The organism is Pseudoleptotrichia sp. (assembly GCF_057270515.1).
This window is the reverse complement of sequence record NZ_DBHIXS010000016.1, coordinates 1-18,229: the sequence shown is the minus strand read 5'-3', so window position 1 is coordinate 18,229 and position 18,229 is coordinate 1. Positions and strand designations below refer to the sequence as shown.

Genomic DNA, 18,229 nt, shown 5'->3' with positions numbered 1-18,229 from the left:
CAAAAATTAGTTTATTTATCTTTCTGTTTATTTACTCTTTAATCTACTTATTCTTTCCAGTATTTAGCAATTTCTTCCTTAAACTCTCTTGCTGCCTGTGCAGGATTTTCGGCTTCAGTAATTCCACGCCCTGCAATAAATGTAAATACGTCTACACCTTTAAACAGTTTCAGAGTTTCTGTACTTAATCCGCCTGTTACAGATACACGGAAGCCCATTTCTATAAGTTTTTTAACTTTATTCAAATCTTTCTCTCCCCAAGTTTCTCCAGCCAAAAGAGCATCACGGCTCTGATGATATATAGCCTGATTTATACCTGCCTCAAGCCACTGTTTTGCCTGTTCATAAGTCCAGTCGCCATAGAGTTCCACCTGAATTTCTCCTCTATCTCCACGTACTTCCTTTATTGCTTTCAAAGCTGCTTTCATTGTAGGGATAGTTGCAGAACATATACATGTCATCCAGTCGGCTCCTTTTATTGCATTATTTTTTGCAACTGTTCCTCCTGCATCTGCACATTTAGTATCTGCAACAATTATTTTTTCAGGAAAAAGATTTCTTAAAACTTCTACAAGTTCGCTTCCTACCTGTAACAGGCATACTGTTCCGGCTTCTATAACGTCCACTTCATTTCCTACTGATACTGCTGCTTTAATTGCCCCCTTTAAATCCGAATGGTCAAGAGCCACCTGTAATAAAGGTCTCGCCATAATTTTTCCTCCTATTTTTTAAATTTTCATTTTTCTTCTTTTACCTTATAATTCAAACTATCCTAATGAAAATAATATTTATGAATTTTTTAAAGTTTTAGAATGCCAAAAACATTAGAAATATTTTCCTATAAGCCTTTTAAAAAAATTTTCATTTTCTTAAAATCAAATAAATACTTTTATTTATTTTCTTAGATACCTTTTTATTCGGACAGCTTTTATTCATAAAGACTTTGTGCCGGTTTTTTGCCGGCACGAAGCTTAAGTATTCCCAATTTTTCTATATTTCTATTTTATATCTTTATCTCTTTGTCTTTTTTGTCTTTCCATTACCTTGTCTTTTCTATCTTTCCATTATTTTATAAATATCTTCATTTGTTTGTGCAGCTCTTATTTTATCAAATGCATCTTCATCGTCAAATAACGTAACTATTTGAGGAATAGCTTCTCCATTATGTATATCTGTACTTGTTGCTGCCAGCCCTATTAATATATCCACTTCCTGACCGTCAGGAAAAGTAACAGGTTCTTTCAATGTAACAAAACTAAAACAGTCTTTATTTACACCTTTTTCAGGTCTTTCATGAGGCATTGCAAGACCCGGTGCCAATATATAGAAAGGTCCCAGCTCTTTAGTTCTCTCTATAATTGCATCAACATATTCCTGCTCTATCGTTCCTTTATCTAAAAGAGGTTGCATACAAACTTTGATAGCTTCTTCCCATGTTTCTGCTTCTTTTTTCAGTATAACGGAATTATTTTCCTTCAATGAATCAAGTAAAGTCATTTTTATCCTCCAAGTTTTTATTTTTTCTTACCCAATTCCTACTTCTTTTAATTTTGTTTCCAGTTCATTTGCATCAAGCAGATTCAAAAGTCCGACCATTTTAGTATTAGGTCCACCTTTCAGGTCGTTAATTATATGTGTTGAAGCCAAAACTAAATCATAATTTGACAATCCTGATTTTGCTTCTCCTAAACTGCATGAATTTACATCTGCGTCAACATTCAGTTTTTTCAGTACTTGCGACACTTTCATTTTCATAATCATACTTGTTCCCATTCCGCTTCCACATACTGCCAATACTTTAAGCATGAAAATCACATCCTTCTCTCATTTTTCATTTTAATTTTACTCTAAATCAACAGTCCCTTCGTAATACTGCTCCTTATTTTTGGATTTTATATATTGAAGTTGAGGAATTAACAGCATTACAATGATTACCAGTACATATCCGATTACTCCTAAATATTTCATTACAAAGCCTTCAGCCAGCCATATTGTACTTTGGTCTATATTTCCATGCCATCCGCCTTTCAACTGGAATAAAGCCACTGCCACTGCTCCGCACAACACCTGTAATACTCCCGATACAGCAGACAATATAAATGCTGCTCTCGCTCCTCCCCGCTTGTCGGCATACACCGCTATTGTCGCATTATCAAAGAATACAGGTACAAACCCTGTTATAATAAATACAGGCGATTTAAATATAAGTAATCCCGCTATTGAAATAAACTGAGCTATTGTTCCTACTAAAAATCCGAATAATACCGCACTTGGTGAACCAAAACCGTAAGAAGCCGCACAGTCAACTGCCGGTAATGACCCCGGTAATATTTTGTTTGAAATTCCTTGGAATGATAAAGTCAATTCAGATACAAACATTCTAACTCCTGTTTTCAATATTGTCAAGTACACTGCAAACAATAATGTCGTAGAAACGATATAAGTAGGGAATGAAAGCTTTTTCGGGTCAAATGCTCCCGCTGCCACTCCGTTAGGATTTATAATCGGACAAGTCTGTACTCCGTTTGCAACTGTACATTTATCAAATTTTGCAGTAAAGAACTCAGGTCCTAATACCCACATTATTATTCCGAAAAATATTATCATTATTAGACCTGTTGCAATAATATCATCATGTAGCATTGAAAGCCATTTAGGCAATTTCAGGTCATCCAGCTTTTTTTTCGGATTTCCTATTTTCGGTGCAAGTTTATCAGCTACCCATATTGCAAACATTTGTTGATGTCCTATGGCAAATCCTGCATTTTCAGTTAATCTCTGAGTAGGTTCCACTGAAAGGTTTGACCCTACTGCCCAATATATTCCCGCAAAAATTCCTACTAATATTACTCCTTGTATATTCTGAAACTGAGGAAATAAAAAGAATATCATCCATGCTGCGGTAGAAGCCTGCTGCTGCATAATATGCCCTGTTATAAATAAAGTTCTTACTTTCGTAATCTTTCTGAATAATACTAATACTATATTTATGATAAACCCTATTAACAGTGCCATCATAACTGAAGCCGCCAAATTCGATTTTGAAGGATCCTGCTCAATAAGACCTTTGATTGCATCATCTACAGCCTGTAACCCAAAATAAGGGTCTATAACTGCCGCTTTCAGTTCAAATTTAGTTTTTAATGCTGCCAGTATCGGTCTGAATGTTGTTACCAGTCCACCCGCACCAACATTCAATATCATATATCCTACAGTTGCTTTAATAAAACCGCCGACTGCTTCATACACTTTTTTCCCTAAAAACAGATAACCCACAAAAACTAACAAGCCTACAAAAAATTCAGGTTTAGTCAAAATATTTTGTCCAAACCATGTTCCAATTCCCATTAAAACATTCATGATTTTTCTCCTTTTAAATTATTTAATTATTCATTATTTATTCGTCTTTTTATCTTTTCGTCTTTTCATCTTTTCATCTTTTCGTCTATTCGTCTATTCGTCTTTTCAAAGCGTTTATTTATTTTCTCAAACTTATTCATTTTGCTAAAATCTACTCATTATAGCTACTTTATTAGTTATTTCTCTTATAAGAATGATTTGAACGGTAAATCAGGTTCTATTTCAAATGCATCTTCAAATCCTCTCGGATACATATATTCCATATCGTCTTTGTTATCAGGGAATACAAATTTTCCTCCCGGTTGCCATATATAAGGTTTAAATTTATATTTCATTCTGTCTTTTCTGTAATTCCATAATAAAGTTATTTCTTTAGGGTCAGCCATAAAATTGGACCATATATCATGATGTAAAGGTATGACTACCTGTGTTTTCAGTTCTTCAGCCACTCTCAACACATCTGATGAAGTCAGTTTATCGGTCATTCCTCTCGGATTTTCTCCATATCCTACAAATGCCACATCGACTTTATTTTCATTTCCATGTTTTACAAAATAGTTTGAATGGTGAGAATCTCCTGCATTATATATATTTCCTGCCTTTGTTTCGATTAAATAGTTTACTGCCATATCATCCATATCAGGAGGTAATTTATCTTTTAATACCACATCTTCAGCCACTGTAAGCAACATCGTTCTGTCGAAAGACTCCAACGCTTTTATTTTTGCATCTTTGATTGTTACTTCATCTCCCGGTCTTACAGTTACAAGTCTTTCTTCAGGAACTCCCCATTTTCTCCAAATATCTGTACAAGTTTTAGGTCCCACAAATTTTGCTTCAGGACAATTTTTTAAAACAGCTGCCGCCACATTCTGGTCTATATGGTCGCTATGAGAATGTGTCGCAAGTAAGGCGTCAAGGTCTTTTATAGCAAAAGGGTCTATGACACAAGGCGTTGTTCTAAGATTAGGTTGTAATGCTACACATCCGACTGCTCTCTGATGTTGATGTTTCGGTTTCATTAATTTGTTTTTTGCTGTTCTTTTTCCTGTTGCTACCCATAAATCCATACAAATATTTGCATTTCCTTCTGTTTTTACCCAAAGTCCCATATTTCCGAGCCACCACATTGCCACTGTTCCGGACTCGACTTTTGTTTCTTCGATTTCTTCATTTAACCATGTTCCCCATTCGGGGAATGTACTTAAAATCCAAGATTCTCTTGTAATTTCGTCTAATTTAGCCATTTTTTCCTCCTAAAAAATTTATTAACAGTTTTGTTAGTAATCTATTTTTTTTGTTCGTTATTTGTTAACAATGTTATACCCCAATTTTTTAAAAAGTCAATAGCAAATAATAAAAATATTTTGCCTTTTTTCACAATTTGCTAACACATTGATTTGTATAAAAAAAGAGATAATCTAAAGACTATCTCTTAAAATAATTATCTAATTATGGTAACTATGTCCTAATTTATGGTGCCCGAGGCCGGAGTCGAACCGGCACGATATTGCTATCGACGGATTTTGAGTCCGTTGCGTCTACCAATTTCACCACTCGGGCTTAATCACTTACTGTACTATTTTAATAGATTTCGCTAAATATGTCAACCATTATTTTTTATTTTTCGATTATTTTTTTAAAAACCAATATTTTCAGTATTTTTAGACTGTATTTAAACTATACAAAATTTCAGCAACTTATTCACTAAATTTTATTCTTTTTTCTACTTTCTCATATCTTTCATTTCCTATTATTTTTTCCAAATCAAGGTTTGAATGAATATTTCCATTTTTTATTTCAGGCAACAGTTTATTTATCTCTTTTTTTGTAAATCCTATCATTTTCAGCTTTTCCTCATCGAGTTCATTTATATTGAAAACAGTATAATTTCTTCCGTTATAATTATCTTCAGGATTTTTTATTTTTTCATTGTCTACAAAAAGATATTTTTTAGCCAGTTTTATTCCTGTTTCACCAAACCGTGAAATATTTTTCAAATCATTTATATCGGAAATAATCCCGATTTCATCTCGAAATTCTACAAGCTTTTCAGCCTTTGACTTGGAAAAACCCAGTTTCAGGAGTTCGTCATAACTGATATTATTTACATCGTATTTTTCTTTTGTATCCGACAAATCATTTTCTTTTTTTGCTTCGTCTTTCTGATATGTTATTTCCTCATTAATTTCAATATTAGGAATATTTTTATCCTCTATAACTAACCTTAAAAAATTTCCCAAAATCAAAAGTATTACAAAAATTATTATATTTTTTATTTTCATATTAATCCCCCGTTTTTACAATTCAATGTATTAAACCATTGCATTCTTTAATATAGTTATACTTAAATATATTTTATAGCAGAATTTTACTGACTTTTATCCTGTTCCATATTCTTTTTTCGGTATAATTTTCTAATTTCTTCTTTTTTATTTTCCAGCCTTTCGTCCAGTTCATTTATCCAGACCAGAGGATCTTTAGGGTTGACAAGTCTTTTTATATTGTCCCTATTTTTTTTGCTGTCTTTCCATATTAATTTTGTTATCGCTCCTGCTCCGATACCTATTATTACTTTATTTTCTTCTATCATTTCAATATTGTATACCGATTCGCTTCCGCCCAGAGAATATCCTAAATTTTCTCCCCATTGAAAACTGTTTTTCTGTCTGTACATATAATAAGGATAAAGTCCTTTTTTTTCAGTCACTTCATTTATTTTTTCAAATATTTTTTCATAATCAAGGTTGTCTTCATGTCTATAATTTTTTTTATTTAATTCACTTGCATTTTTTATTGCCAAATTATGTATTGTTAAATTTTCAGGATTATATTTTCCAATTTCTTCGAGCGAGAATAGTATATTCTCCGTAGTCTCTCCGGGAAGTCCTAAAATCAGATCCATATTTATTTCCAGTTCAAGCTCTTTGGCAATATTGTAAACGCTGTCAAACTGATTTTTATTATGATACCTGTTTACAAGTTTTAGAGTTCTCTCATTAAATGACTGAGGATTTATACTTATTTTATTTACTCTCGAATTTTTTATCACTTCCAACTTTTTCCTGTTTAATGTATCTATTCTTCCCGCCTCAAATGTAAATTCTTTCAAATTGTCCAGATTACAGCTCTCTTTTATTGTATTCAGCATTTTTTCTGTTTCTTTGGCTGACAGAATAGACGGAGTTCCTCCTCCTATATATATTGTACTAATTTTCAAGTTTAATTCTTTAGTTAAAGTCCCTATTTCTGTTATTTCTTTTAATATTGACTCAAAATATTCATCATATCGTTCGGCGTATTTTCCTTTCAGCAAATATGCGGGAAACGAACAGTAAGTACATTTTGTCGGACAATAAGCAATTCCTATATATATCCCGATTGTTTCTCTATCAAGATACGGTGCCTGTCTTTTTGCTATATTTAAAAGCAGGTCTATTTTTTCATCACTTACCATATATATATTTTTCAGAATTTCTTTTATTTTTTCATAAGACAGCCCCATATTCAGAAATCTTCCGACTATCTTTGTAGGTCTGACACCTATCAGCGTACCCCATTTATAGTCTTTTTCTTTCTCAAAAAATTTAAGTAGAGAAGTTTTTGCCATTACTTCTTTCTGGTCAATATAGCCGTATCCTATCTTTTCATATTGAAAATTTATTTTTTTTATAATATTTCCGTTTTTTTTCATCGATATATCATTATTTTCAATATTTTCAGTTTCTTTTTTTAGAACTGTCTCTATTTCAATAATATTATTTTTCTCAGTAATATTTATAAAAATATGTTCTTTTGAATTTTTATCAAGAATATAATAATGTTCAGGCAAGAGAATTCTGACAAATTCTTCCAGTTTATTTTTATTGATTTCTATATTGCAAAATATCATTTATTATTTCATAACTCCCGTAAAATATAGAATAAAAACCGCAATTCCTAAAACAATCCTGTAATATCCGAATATTTTAAAATTATGTTTTTTAATGTAGTTCATAAATACCTTTATTACTATATATGCGAATATAAAGGATAAGACAAATCCCAAAGCTATCAGCAGCCATTCATAACCTGTCAGCTTTGCTCCCATTTTTACTATCTTGAGTAAAGTCGCTCCCAACATTGTCGGAACAGCCAGAAAAAAAGAAAACTCCGTTGCGAGAACTCTGTTTAATCCTAACAACACTCCCCCGATAATTGTTACTGCTGACCTTGATGTCCCCGGTATCATTGCAAGACACTGAAAAAGACCTATACCTATCAATTTGGAAATGGGAATATCTTTTACAGTTGAAATCCCTCCATTTCCTCTTTTTCCGTTTTCTACCCATATTAATACTATTCCGTAAAAAACAAGCATACTCGCTACTACCGTTACATTAAAAAGATATTTGTCTATTATATCATCAAATAATAATCCCAGCACTACGGCGGGCAGCACTGCAATTATAATTTTTATCCATTTTAATATTATTCCTCTACTTTGGGCTTTTGTCAATCCTTTTGAAAAAGGCCATAGTTTATGCCAAAAATATACTACTACAGCTAATATCGCTCCTAATTGTATTATTATCTCAAAGGCATTTACAAAAGACTGATTATCAGATAATTTTAAAAATTTATCTACAATTATCATATGTCCTGTACTGCTGACAGGTATAAATTCAGTCAGTCCCTCTACCAGACTGAGTATTATTACTTTCAAAATATCAAAAATCATTGATTTTTCTCCTTTTCAGTTAATATATTCTTAAATATTATAGCATATTTTTTATATTCTTTGGTAGATTTTTATATTTAAACAACTTCCTCTAATTTCAAAATCTTTTATATATAAGTTCGTAATCTGACTGTTAAACAGCTTAAACTCTACAGTTAATATAGATTTTACTGTGTTTATAATTAATTTTCCCGAGATAATTTCATTCCTCTTTTTATTTAATAAAAAAGAAGAAATATACTGCCGTCAATATTTATTGATAACAGATAATTCTTCCTTTTAATTTCATTTATGGATTTTTCTTAGACTTCTACTATTCTTTCTCCTTTAAATACCGCTTCGTCAAAATTTTCCATTTCCTTATCAACCATTGTTAGTACTATGGCTATTTCAGACTTACTCCGACCAAAGAGATAACTATCATTTTAGTATGCTCATAAAGTCTCTGTCGACTGAAGAAGCTGCATTTGTTACATTTTTTTATTAATTTTATTTATTCTTATCTGAAATCACTTTTAAGGAATGCCAGCTCAAAGTCGCACATTTTATCCTTGCAGGCATATTTGCCACATATTCCATTAACACAGCATCTCCTAACTTTTTCTGCTCATCCGACGTCAATTTTTCCTGCTGTTTCATCATTTTGAAAAATAAATTTACCTTATCTTCAGCTTCACTCATAGTTTTCCCTTTTATGAGTTCAATGAGCATAGCAGTCGAAGCAGTAGAGATTGCACATCCGCTTCCTAAAAAAGCAGCATCTTCTATAATATCACCATTCAGTTTTACTTCTAATGTCAAATCGTCTCCACAGTTGGGATTATGACCCCTTTCAACATATGTTGGATTGTCAATTTCTTTTTTCAGGTCTTTCCTGTTGCTGTATTCCAGTATCGTCTGCTGATAAATTTTTTCAAAATTCATATTCCAAACACTTCCTTTATTTTTTTCAATCCCTCTATAAGTTTGGCTATATCTTCATCATCGTTGTATATGCTGAAACTCACACGACAGCACGATTGAATATCCATATAATTCATCAATGGTTGTGCACAATGATGACCTGACCTTACCGCAACGTGGTAAGAATCAAGTATAAATGCAACATCATGAGAATGCACACCTTTTACATTAAAGGCTATAATCCCTGTTTTTTCAACATTTTCAGTACAGTAAGTTTCTACAAAACCAAGCCTTTTTATTTCAAAAAGAGCTTTCATAACCAAATCTTTTTCTATCCTGTCTATTTTTTCATATCCGATTTCTTCTATAAAATTTATTGCTTCCTTTAATGCCACAGCTCCTTCGACATTCTGAGTTCCTCCCTCAAATTTATTAGGCAGAGGAGCAAAAGTGGAATCCTGTTCAGTTACAAACTCTATCATATCTCCACCATATAAAAAAGGAGGCATTTTATCAAGGATATCTTTTTTCCCGTACATAACTCCTATTCCCATAGGTGCAAAAAGTTTATGTCCTGAAAACACAAGAAAATCAGCGTCCCATTCCTGAACATCATGTCTAAAATGAAGTATTGACTGGGCTGCGTCTATTAGGACGGGAATATTTCTCCTATGAGCAGCTTCTATTATTTCTTTTACAGGTTGAATAACTCCGGTTACATTGACTACCCCTGAAACCGAAACAATTTTAGTCCTATCCGACAATTTATATTTCAAATCGTTTAAATCAAACTGACCGTAATCGTCCAAATCCACATATTTTATTTTCGCTTTTTTCTTTTTAGCGACAAACTGCCATGGAACTATATTCGCATGATGATTGGATATTCCGAGTACAATTTCATCACCTTCATTTATAAATTCCATTCCATAAGAATATGCTATTAAATTAATGGATTCTGTCGTACTCTTAGTAAAAATAATTTCTTCAGTTTTTTCAGCATTTATGAATTTTCTTACTGTTTCTCTTGCATCATTTAAAAGTTCTGAGGCTCCTATAGACAAAGTATGGGAACCTCTGCCGGGATTCCCGTTATGCTTTTCATAATATTCGGTTATCCTGTCCAATACCCTTTTAGGTTTCTGGGAAGTAGCCGCCGTATCTAAATAATGATTTTCAATATTCTGAAATATAGGAAACTCTTTTCTATAATTCATAATAATCTCCTTTTCTAAATTCGGGAAAATATACAGAACTTATAATTAATTTTAACTATATCTCATTGCAATTATATTTCTTTATCTTTTCCGAAAAATATTATTTAAACTTTTATATTCTTCTTTCCAGTTCATCAAGCAGATTTTCTTTTATCATTTCATCATCAATATTATCAAGTATAGGTCTAAATGATGACTCAACAATCAGCTTTTTTGCCCTGCTTTCTGAAAGTCCTCTGCTCATCAGATAAAACAATTTTGCTTCATCCACTTTACCTACCGAAGCCGAATGTTCCCCTATGACATCATCTTCATCACAGAAAAGAGTAGGTATCGAATGGGCATCCACTCCTTTATCAAGAAGTATCGCAAATTCTCCCTCTCTTCCTTCAGATTTACTCGCTCCCTGCCTGAAATAAAGATTTCCTCTAAATACTTTTCTTGCAGTATCTTTGACAGCTCCTCTCGCCTGAATTTCTCCTACTGTTCTCAATCCTTTGAAAACAAGGGAATATTCCAAATCCAGCTGTCTGTCCTTATCCGCAAGATATGCAGGCCATATATATATTTCCGCTCCGTCCTCTTCCATATATGACTTATTGCTTATACCGTTTATTTTTGCCCCTAATTCCACACTGTAGTAACTTACTTTTCCCTGCCCCGAAGCTTCTATCTTTGATGATTCAAAATTTGACGAGTTCATATTCAGTGTCTGGACTTTTATTATTTTTACTTCCGAATTTTTCCCGGCAATTACTTTTATAATCCCGTTATGATAAGCTTCTGCTTCATCTTCAGAATGATATGTTATTATTACAGTAACTTTTGCAAAATCTTCGACTTCTATCAGATTATAGTCAATCAGAAGATTGTTATCTTTATTTGTATTGTATGTTATATACACAGGTTTTGTAATTTCTGCTCTCTCAGTTATTTTCAAATATTTTCCTTCATTGTAAAATGCGGAAATCTGAGAATTAAAAAATTCTCCAAGACCGTATTCATTATCATTTTTTGAGCTTTCTCTTTCATTTACAGCATCTTTTATATCTTTTAATATTATTCCGTTCTGTTTTTCATTTTTTACAGTAGTATTATTGAATGCTTTAAAACTTTGAGGCTCCTCATATTTATATCCTACCCTTTTCCATTCAGGTTTATCAAGAGAAGAATATTTTTTAAAACTCTCCAATCTATGGCTACTATTTTCAAGACTTTGTAAAGTCGCTTCATTTAGCATTTATATTTCCCTCCTAAAATCTCTCTTTCTTTTACTGTTATCCTATAGTTCCTTCTAACTCCAACTCTATCAATTTATTCAGTTCGACTGCATATTCAAGAGGCAGTTCTTTGGAAATAGGCTCTACAAATCCTCTTACTATCATCGCTTTGGCTTCATCTTTGCTTATTCCTCTAGACATCAGATAAAATATGGCTTCATCGCTTATTCTTCCTATTTTTGCTTCGTGTCCTATATCTACACTGTCATTATTGATTTCTATAATAGGTATAGTATCCGAATGGGATTCGTTATCCAGCATTAATGACTCACATTCTACTGTCGATTTGCAGTTATGTGCATTAGGAGCTACTCTTAACAAACCTCTATAAAAAGCATTTCCTCCGTTTTTGGAAATTGATTTTGAATGAACTGTAGACGATGTATAAGGTGCGGCATGTATAACTTTACATCCCGTATCAAGATACTGTCCCGTAGAAGCAAATGTAACTCCTGTAAATTCACATCTCGAACGCTCTCCTCTCAGTATACTCATAGGATAAAGCATCGACACCCTTGAGCCGAATGACCCTGACACCCATTCGATAACTCCATTTTCATCCACAATGGCTCTTTTCGTATTTAAATTATACATATTTCTCGACCAGTTCTCTATTGTCGAATATCTTAATCTTGCTCCTTTTTTTACAAACAATTCTACTGCTCCTGCATGAAGTGCATTTCTCTTGTACTTTGGTGCCGAACAACCCTCTATATAGTGCAAATCCGCTCCTTCTTCCACTATTATAAGAGTGTGTTCAAACTGTCCTGCTTCAGCAGCATTCAATCTGAAATATGATTGTAACGGCATATTCACTTTTACACCCTTAGGCACATATATAAACGAACCTCCTGACCATACTGCCCCATGCAATGCAGCAAATTTGTGGTCATTTACGGTAATTAATTTCATAAAATGCTCTTTCAGTATGTCCTCGTGTTCTACAAGTGCTGTTTCTATATCAGTATATACGACTCCCTGTTCTTTCAATTCCTGATGAATACTGTGATAGACAACTTCCGAGTCATACTGGGCTCCCACTCCTGCAAGGGACTGTTTCTCAGCTTCAGGTATTCCCAATCTGTCAAACGTAGCCTTTATATAATCAGGTACATCGTCCCAATTATCGCTCATTGTTTTTGCATCAGGCTCAAGATAATGAACTATATCATTTATATTTAAGTCCGACAAATCTGCTCCCCATGTGGGCATAGGTTTTGAATTAAATACTTTTAGTGCTTCCAGTCTGAACTCCCTCATCCATTTAGGTTCATTTTTTTTATCGGAAATCTTTTTTACAATTTCTTCCGTCAATCCTTTACCTGTCGTAAATCTGTGATGCATTTCATCTTTTATGTCATAGACGCCTCTTTCAATATCGGCGACATAAGTCTTTTTTCTATCTTCCATTTTTACTATTCACCTCTTCAAATTTCACCGGAATTACAATCCGAATTCTTCTTTCATTTTTCCATAACCGTTTTTTTCAATGTATTCCACTAATTCCTTACCGCCACTTTTAACGATTTTTCCGTCCATAAGAATATGGACAAAGTCAGGCTGTAAATATTCCAGTACCTTGTCATAGTGCGTTATAATGAGCATCGCAGTATCAGGAGTTTTCAATGATTTCACTCCTTCAAACACTATCTTTGTCGCATCAATATCAAGTCCCGAATCAGTCTCATCAAGTATTGCCAGTTTTGGTTCCAAAACTGCCATTTGAAGTATTTCATTTTTCTTTTTTTCTCCCCCTGAAAACCCTACATTCAGATGTCTTTCAGCATATTCAGGATTTATATGTAATTTTTCCATTTTTTCTACTAATTCATTATGAAATTGCATAAGATACTGTTTTTCCCCTGTAACTGCTTCCTTTGCTGTTCTTAAAAAATCTTCGACAGTCAGTCCGGGTATCTCTTCGGGATATTGGAAAGATAGGAAAATACCTTTCTGAGCTCTTTCGTCTACTTCCAGTTCATTTATATTTTCTCCGTCCAGTATTATTTCTCCGTCTACGATTTCATGTTTAGGATGTCCTACAAGAATACTTGCAAGAGTAGATTTCCCTGCTCCATTAGGCCCCATTATAACATGAACTTCCCCTTTATTAATAGTCAAATCTACACCTTTCAAAATAGGTTTCCCTTCAACCTCCGATTTAACCCCTTTCAAGTCTAACAAACTCATTTTTTATTACCTCCAAAAAATTATATAAATTACTTTTTAATAAGTGTATATTTACATTTTACAAAAAAATTGTAATAAAGTCAATTTTAAAAAAATTATATTCTGAAAAGTATTTTTTTTAAAATTTGATTTTTTAAAAATCTTTCAGACTAAATGAATACGTAGGTCCTGTTTATCATAAAGCCTTTTCTTTAAAGCAATCATAAATAATTTATATCCTTAATATATAATCAATTAATTTTACAATTAAACATTTTTATAGTAGAATATTAATGTTATAATTTTCATAAACAATCAAAAAACAATTTATATGATAAATCAATGATATATTGGGGAATATCAGGAGGATTTATTAATAAATGCACAATAATGGAATTGATTGTTTAATTGTGCTTTTTCTGTATGGAGGATTTTTCATGACCTGGATTGTTCTGGGTCTTTTTTGTAGCTATTTAATATTTTTAAATTTTAAGAAAGGAACTTCATAAAGATATATGAAAATAAAAGAAATATATGAAAATAAAAACCCTGTTTTCTCATTTGAGATATTTCCTCCGAACAAAAATTTTCCCGAGGAAAAACTTAAAGAAGTTACCAAAGAGCTTTCCACTCTCAAACCTGATTTCATAAGTGTTACTTATGGTGCAGGCGGCACTACAAAGTCAGGAACTGTGGAAATTGCCTCATATATCAAAAATACTCTTAAGATAGAAACTTTATCTCATCTTACTTGTATCGGAAGTAAAAAAGAAGAGATTATTCATTTTTTAAAAGAATTAAAAGAAAATAACATAAAAAACATACTGGCTCTGAGAGGAGATATTCCTCATGGAAAAGACGAGTCTATTTACGAACAGGGAGATTACAAATATGCTTCCGATTTAATAAAAGATATAAAAGAAAATGATAATTTTTCCATAGGAGCTGCATTTTATCCTGAAACTCATTATGAAAACAATGATTTGATTGATTTGATACATCTAAAAGAAAAAGTAGATATGGGAGCAGATTTTCTCATTTCCCAAATTTTTTTTGAAAATGAAACTTTCTTCAGATTTAGGGAGCAAGCCGAAAAACTCAGTATATATGTACCTCTTATTGCAGGAATAATGCCCGTTACAAATGCCGCACAGATAAAAAGGATTACTTCACTGTGCAAATCAAAAATTCCTTTAAAACTGGAAAAAATTCTTGATAAATATGGAAATAATCCCGAATCAATGAAAAAAGCAGGGATTGCTTATGCGACAGAACAGATTATCGAACTTATGTCCAATGACATAAAAGGAGTTCATCTATATACAATGAATAAAACTGATACTACGCGTGAAATATTGAATAATATTAATTTTGTGAGATAATATAAAAACTTCCGACATTAAAATTTCTATCGGAAGTTTTTTTTGATACTTTAAAAAAATCATATAAATTATAATCTTAATTTGATAATTTTATTTCATTCCATATTTTATCCTGTTTTTCTTTTGCTTCATCTGATAATGCTCCCGGCAGTTTAGCATTTTCCACAACTTGATTTTTATTTACAAGAGATTTTACTTTTGATTTTTCTTCTACACCTTTTATAACTGACGGTGCTTTAAACTGTTCATATACTTTTACAAAATTTTCAGGTCTGTATAAAAATTCTAAAAACTTATAGGCATTTTCTTTATTAGAAGAATTTTTTACAATAGCCATACTATCTATATACATCATTGCACCTTTCGGTATAAAGAAATCAAAATTTCCATATTCGGCTTCATCTAATTCACCATAGACATTTTCTGCATATCCATGAGCTGCATAAAATTCTCCTGTAGCCACACTTTTACCGAATGCTGTCGCATCAAATTTCGCAAGATTTTTCTTCCATTCGATGATTTTCTTTTTAGCTTCTTCCAACTGTCTGTCATCTGCTGAATCTGACGGATAACCTAAATATTGGAGAGCAGCACCTATTACTTCTCTACCGTCATCAAGCATAGTCATTTTACCTTTATATTGAGACTGGTTAAATATTTCAAAAGATTGCGGATATTCTTTCATAAACTTTTTGTTTACTGCTATTCCTGTTGCAGAATATGTATAAGGTATCGAATAATCAAGTCCGGAATCATATATTTTCGACAATTCTTCCAGTTTTAATCCGTCTTTATCCAGATTATTGAAAGTATCTCCCAATTTTTTCTTATCCAGCTTTTCTATCAGTCCGCTTTTTATGAGTATATCTACATAATCCGTAGACGGAGAAACTATATCATATCCTTTTGCACCTGACATCAGTTTAGCTATCATTACATCATTATTATCATAGTAGCTCAAATTTACCTTTATTCCTGTTTCTTTCTGAAAATCATCTATTATTTCCTGAGGTATAAAATAAGTCCATGTATAAATATTAAGCTCCTTACTTTCAGAATTTCCATTTCCTCCGTCTTTACTTCCACAGGCAATCATAAACAACATCATTCCCAACAACAAAACAATCTTTTTCAACTTTGACATCACTCTCCCTTTGATTTTTATCTATTACAGATTGAGTATATCAAAAAATATTGATTATATCAAATATTTTTTTACAACTTCTCTGTCGTCAAAATGTCTCTTTTCTCTCCCTATAATCTGATAAGTTTCATGTCCTTTCCCGGCTATAAGTAAACTGTCTCCCTCTTCAACTATTTTCTGAACAGCGTATTTTATAGCTTGCTCTCTATCGACAATAACTATATACTTTTCTACAGGAAATTTTATTTCGGTAAGCCCTGCTTCGACTTCTTTCAAAATAGCGGCAGGGTCTTCCGTTCTCGGATTATCCGAAGTCAGTATAATATAATCACTGAAATTTGCAGCAGCTTTTGCCATTTTAGGTCTTTTTTTGTTATCTCTGTCGCCTCCTGCTCCAAATAAAGTTATAACTCTGTTTTGAGTAATTTTTCTTAAAGTAGTTCCTACATTCATAAGTCCGTCATCTGTATGTGCATAATCTACTACAATTCTTGCGTTTCTGTTATTTTTTACAGTTTCAAATCTTCCGGGAACGGAAGGCATTTTTTCAAGCTTTCTAACAATCTGCTCCATATCTATCCCAAAAGATAACGCCGAAGCTACGCAGCCTAAAATATTATGTAAATTATATTCACCCACAAGATTGACATTTAGGATATATTCCAAACCTTTATATATGATTTTTATTTTCATCCCGTCGTTCGTATATTCGACTATCTCTCCATATAAATCGGCTGACCTGTCTTTTATGCTTATTTTCAGATATTTATTTTCTTTCTCACTGTTTTTTCCATTGTCTTTCTTACCAATTTTTTCATCAACTACTCTTTTTCCATATCCGTCATCAATATTTACAACACCTGTTCCTTTATTTCTAAGCATAGAAAACATTTTCTTTTTAGCATTAAAATAATTCTCCATTGTTTTATGGAAATCCAAATGATCCTGAGTAAGATTTGTAAATATTGCCGAATCAAATTCAAGCATATTTACACGTCCTATTTCCAATGCGTGAGAGCTTACTTCCATTATAAAATACTCTACTCCCCTTTTTACACTTTCATTTATAAGTTTTATAAGCTCAAGTGATTCAGGAGTTGTATTTACTGTTTCAAATTCTTCATCAAGTATTCTGTTTCCCGTAGTTCCTATTCTTGATGTTTTTTCCAATATATTTTCCAGTATATAACTTGACGTAGTTTTTCCATTTGTACCTGTTATTCCGATTATTTTTATTTTATTTTGAGGGTAGCCATAATAATTGGAAGCTATTATTCCTAAGCTCTTTCGCACATCTTTTATAAATACAAAAGAAATATTTTCATAATCATTGTATTCCTTTATATTGACATCTTTTTCGACAACTATCATCTTGGCACCGTTATCAATAGCTTTCTGTATAAAATTATGTCCGTCAACATTATTTCCGCTCATTGCAATAAATACAAAATTTTCCCTAATCTTTCTGGAATCATACTCAATTCCCTCAATTACAAATTCTTTTCCTTTGTTTAAGACAGTATAGGATATTGTATCAAATATTTTATACATAACAGGCTCCTTTTAAATCTTTTTATTTAATTTTCGACAGTCACTATTTAATAATATTACTGTTTTGTTCTTGTATCGTTTAGCCCAAACATTTATTGTGTTTGGGTTACTATTTAACAATATTACTATTTTATCATGACATCTTTATCCCTTGTATCAGTGCAGACAAGGTTACTATTTGACAATATTACTATTTCATTTGATAATAATATTATTTAACAAATAACAAAATCAACAAAATTTCATAAAAAAAAGACCATCTCATAAAATGAAAAAAATATTAGACTATAAATTTTATATATTTCATTATTTTACTGATTTCTGTTTTTATTAAATAAAAACAGCATTTTTAATATACAATATTTATATAAAATATTTATTTTCAATTTCAAAATAATCACTTTTTTGTTTTCTAATTAAATAAAACTATATTTAATTTTATGATTTCAATGGTGCCCAGACGCGGAATCGAACCACGGACACAGGGATTTTCAGTCCCTTGC

The 18,229-nt window shown here is 32.1% G+C and carries 16 protein-coding genes and 1 tRNA gene; 1 reads left to right on the top strand and 16 read right to left on the bottom strand.

Annotated elements, in window-relative coordinates; all coding sequences use genetic code 11:
* Positions 1–47: 47 nt before the first annotated feature.
* From ACO5J6_RS09220 to sufC, 14 genes are all read right to left on the bottom strand, one after another.
* Positions 48–710 carry a 3-keto-L-gulonate-6-phosphate decarboxylase UlaD gene (locus ACO5J6_RS09220; protein ID WP_485643575.1) on the bottom strand — a complete coding sequence of 221 codons (663 nt, stop codon included), beginning with the start codon at positions 708–710 and terminating at the stop codon, positions 48–50.
* Positions 711–1,053: 343 nt separating this feature from the next.
* A complete protein-coding gene (locus tag ACO5J6_RS09215; RefSeq protein WP_485643574.1) occupies positions 1,054–1,497 on the bottom strand; it encodes a PTS sugar transporter subunit IIA in 444 nt (147 codons plus the stop codon).
* 27 nt (positions 1,498–1,524) lie between these two features.
* On the bottom strand, positions 1,525–1,806 hold the full coding sequence (locus tag ACO5J6_RS09210) for a PTS sugar transporter subunit IIB (RefSeq protein WP_485643573.1): 282 nt from the start codon (positions 1,804–1,806) through the stop codon (positions 1,525–1,527).
* A gap of 36 nt (positions 1,807–1,842) precedes the next feature.
* Complete coding sequence (locus ACO5J6_RS09205; protein ID WP_485643572.1) at positions 1,843–3,360, bottom strand: PTS sugar transporter subunit IIC; 1,518 nt, start codon at positions 3,358–3,360, stop codon at positions 1,843–1,845.
* 185 nt (positions 3,361–3,545) lie between these two features.
* Positions 3,546–4,607 carry an L-ascorbate 6-phosphate lactonase gene (ulaG, locus tag ACO5J6_RS09200; protein WP_485643571.1) on the bottom strand — a complete coding sequence of 354 codons (1,062 nt, stop codon included), beginning with the start codon at positions 4,605–4,607 and terminating at the stop codon, positions 3,546–3,548.
* A gap of 229 nt (positions 4,608–4,836) precedes the next feature.
* Positions 4,837–4,923 (bottom strand) — tRNA-Leu (locus ACO5J6_RS09195).
* Between the two features lie 137 nt (positions 4,924–5,060).
* Positions 5,061–5,645, bottom strand: coding sequence for a helix-hairpin-helix domain-containing protein (locus tag ACO5J6_RS09190; protein WP_485643570.1), 585 nt, complete (start codon positions 5,643–5,645; stop codon positions 5,061–5,063).
* A gap of 86 nt (positions 5,646–5,731) precedes the next feature.
* A complete protein-coding gene (locus tag ACO5J6_RS09185) occupies positions 5,732–7,252 on the bottom strand; it encodes a coproporphyrinogen III oxidase (RefSeq protein WP_485643569.1) in 1,521 nt (506 codons plus the stop codon).
* A gap of 3 nt (positions 7,253–7,255) precedes the next feature.
* Complete coding sequence (locus ACO5J6_RS09180) at positions 7,256–8,080, bottom strand: undecaprenyl-diphosphate phosphatase (RefSeq protein WP_485643568.1); 825 nt, start codon at positions 8,078–8,080, stop codon at positions 7,256–7,258.
* Between the two features lie 489 nt (positions 8,081–8,569).
* The gene (gene sufU, locus ACO5J6_RS09175) at positions 8,570–9,004 is read right to left on the bottom strand and encodes a Fe-S cluster assembly sulfur transfer protein SufU (protein WP_485643567.1); all 435 of its coding nucleotides are present in this window, start codon (positions 9,002–9,004) and stop codon (positions 8,570–8,572) included.
* Positions 9,001–10,200, bottom strand: coding sequence for a SufS family cysteine desulfurase (locus ACO5J6_RS09170; protein ID WP_485643566.1), 1,200 nt, complete (start codon positions 10,198–10,200; stop codon positions 9,001–9,003). Before ACO5J6_RS09170 ends, sufU begins: the two co-directional genes overlap by 4 nt.
* Positions 10,201–10,312: 112 nt before the next feature.
* Positions 10,313–11,440, bottom strand: coding sequence for a Fe-S cluster assembly protein SufD (gene sufD / locus ACO5J6_RS09165; RefSeq protein WP_485643565.1), 1,128 nt, complete (start codon positions 11,438–11,440; stop codon positions 10,313–10,315).
* Positions 11,441–11,477: 37 nt separating this feature from the next.
* Complete coding sequence (gene sufB / locus ACO5J6_RS09160; protein ID WP_485643564.1) at positions 11,478–12,890, bottom strand: Fe-S cluster assembly protein SufB; 1,413 nt, start codon at positions 12,888–12,890, stop codon at positions 11,478–11,480.
* A 33-nt stretch (positions 12,891–12,923) separates the two neighbouring features.
* The gene (gene sufC / locus ACO5J6_RS09155) at positions 12,924–13,670 is read right to left on the bottom strand and encodes a Fe-S cluster assembly ATPase SufC (protein WP_485643563.1); all 747 of its coding nucleotides are present in this window, start codon (positions 13,668–13,670) and stop codon (positions 12,924–12,926) included.
* 494 nt (positions 13,671–14,164) lie between these two features.
* On the opposite strand from sufC, the gene metF reads away from it, so the two are divergent.
* Entirely contained in the window at positions 14,165–15,031 is an 867-nt protein-coding gene (gene metF / locus ACO5J6_RS09150; RefSeq protein WP_485643562.1) for a methylenetetrahydrofolate reductase [NAD(P)H], read from the top strand.
* A gap of 76 nt (positions 15,032–15,107) precedes the next feature.
* Here metF and ACO5J6_RS09145 read toward each other — a convergent pair whose 3' ends face one another.
* Complete coding sequence (locus tag ACO5J6_RS09145) at positions 15,108–16,175, bottom strand: extracellular solute-binding protein (RefSeq protein ID WP_485643561.1); 1,068 nt, start codon at positions 16,173–16,175, stop codon at positions 15,108–15,110.
* A 54-nt stretch (positions 16,176–16,229) separates the two neighbouring features.
* A complete protein-coding gene (locus tag ACO5J6_RS09140; protein ID WP_485643560.1) occupies positions 16,230–17,726 on the bottom strand; it encodes a UDP-N-acetylmuramoyl-L-alanyl-D-glutamate--2,6-diaminopimelate ligase in 1,497 nt (498 codons plus the stop codon).
* Positions 17,727–18,229: the final 503 nt, after the last annotated feature.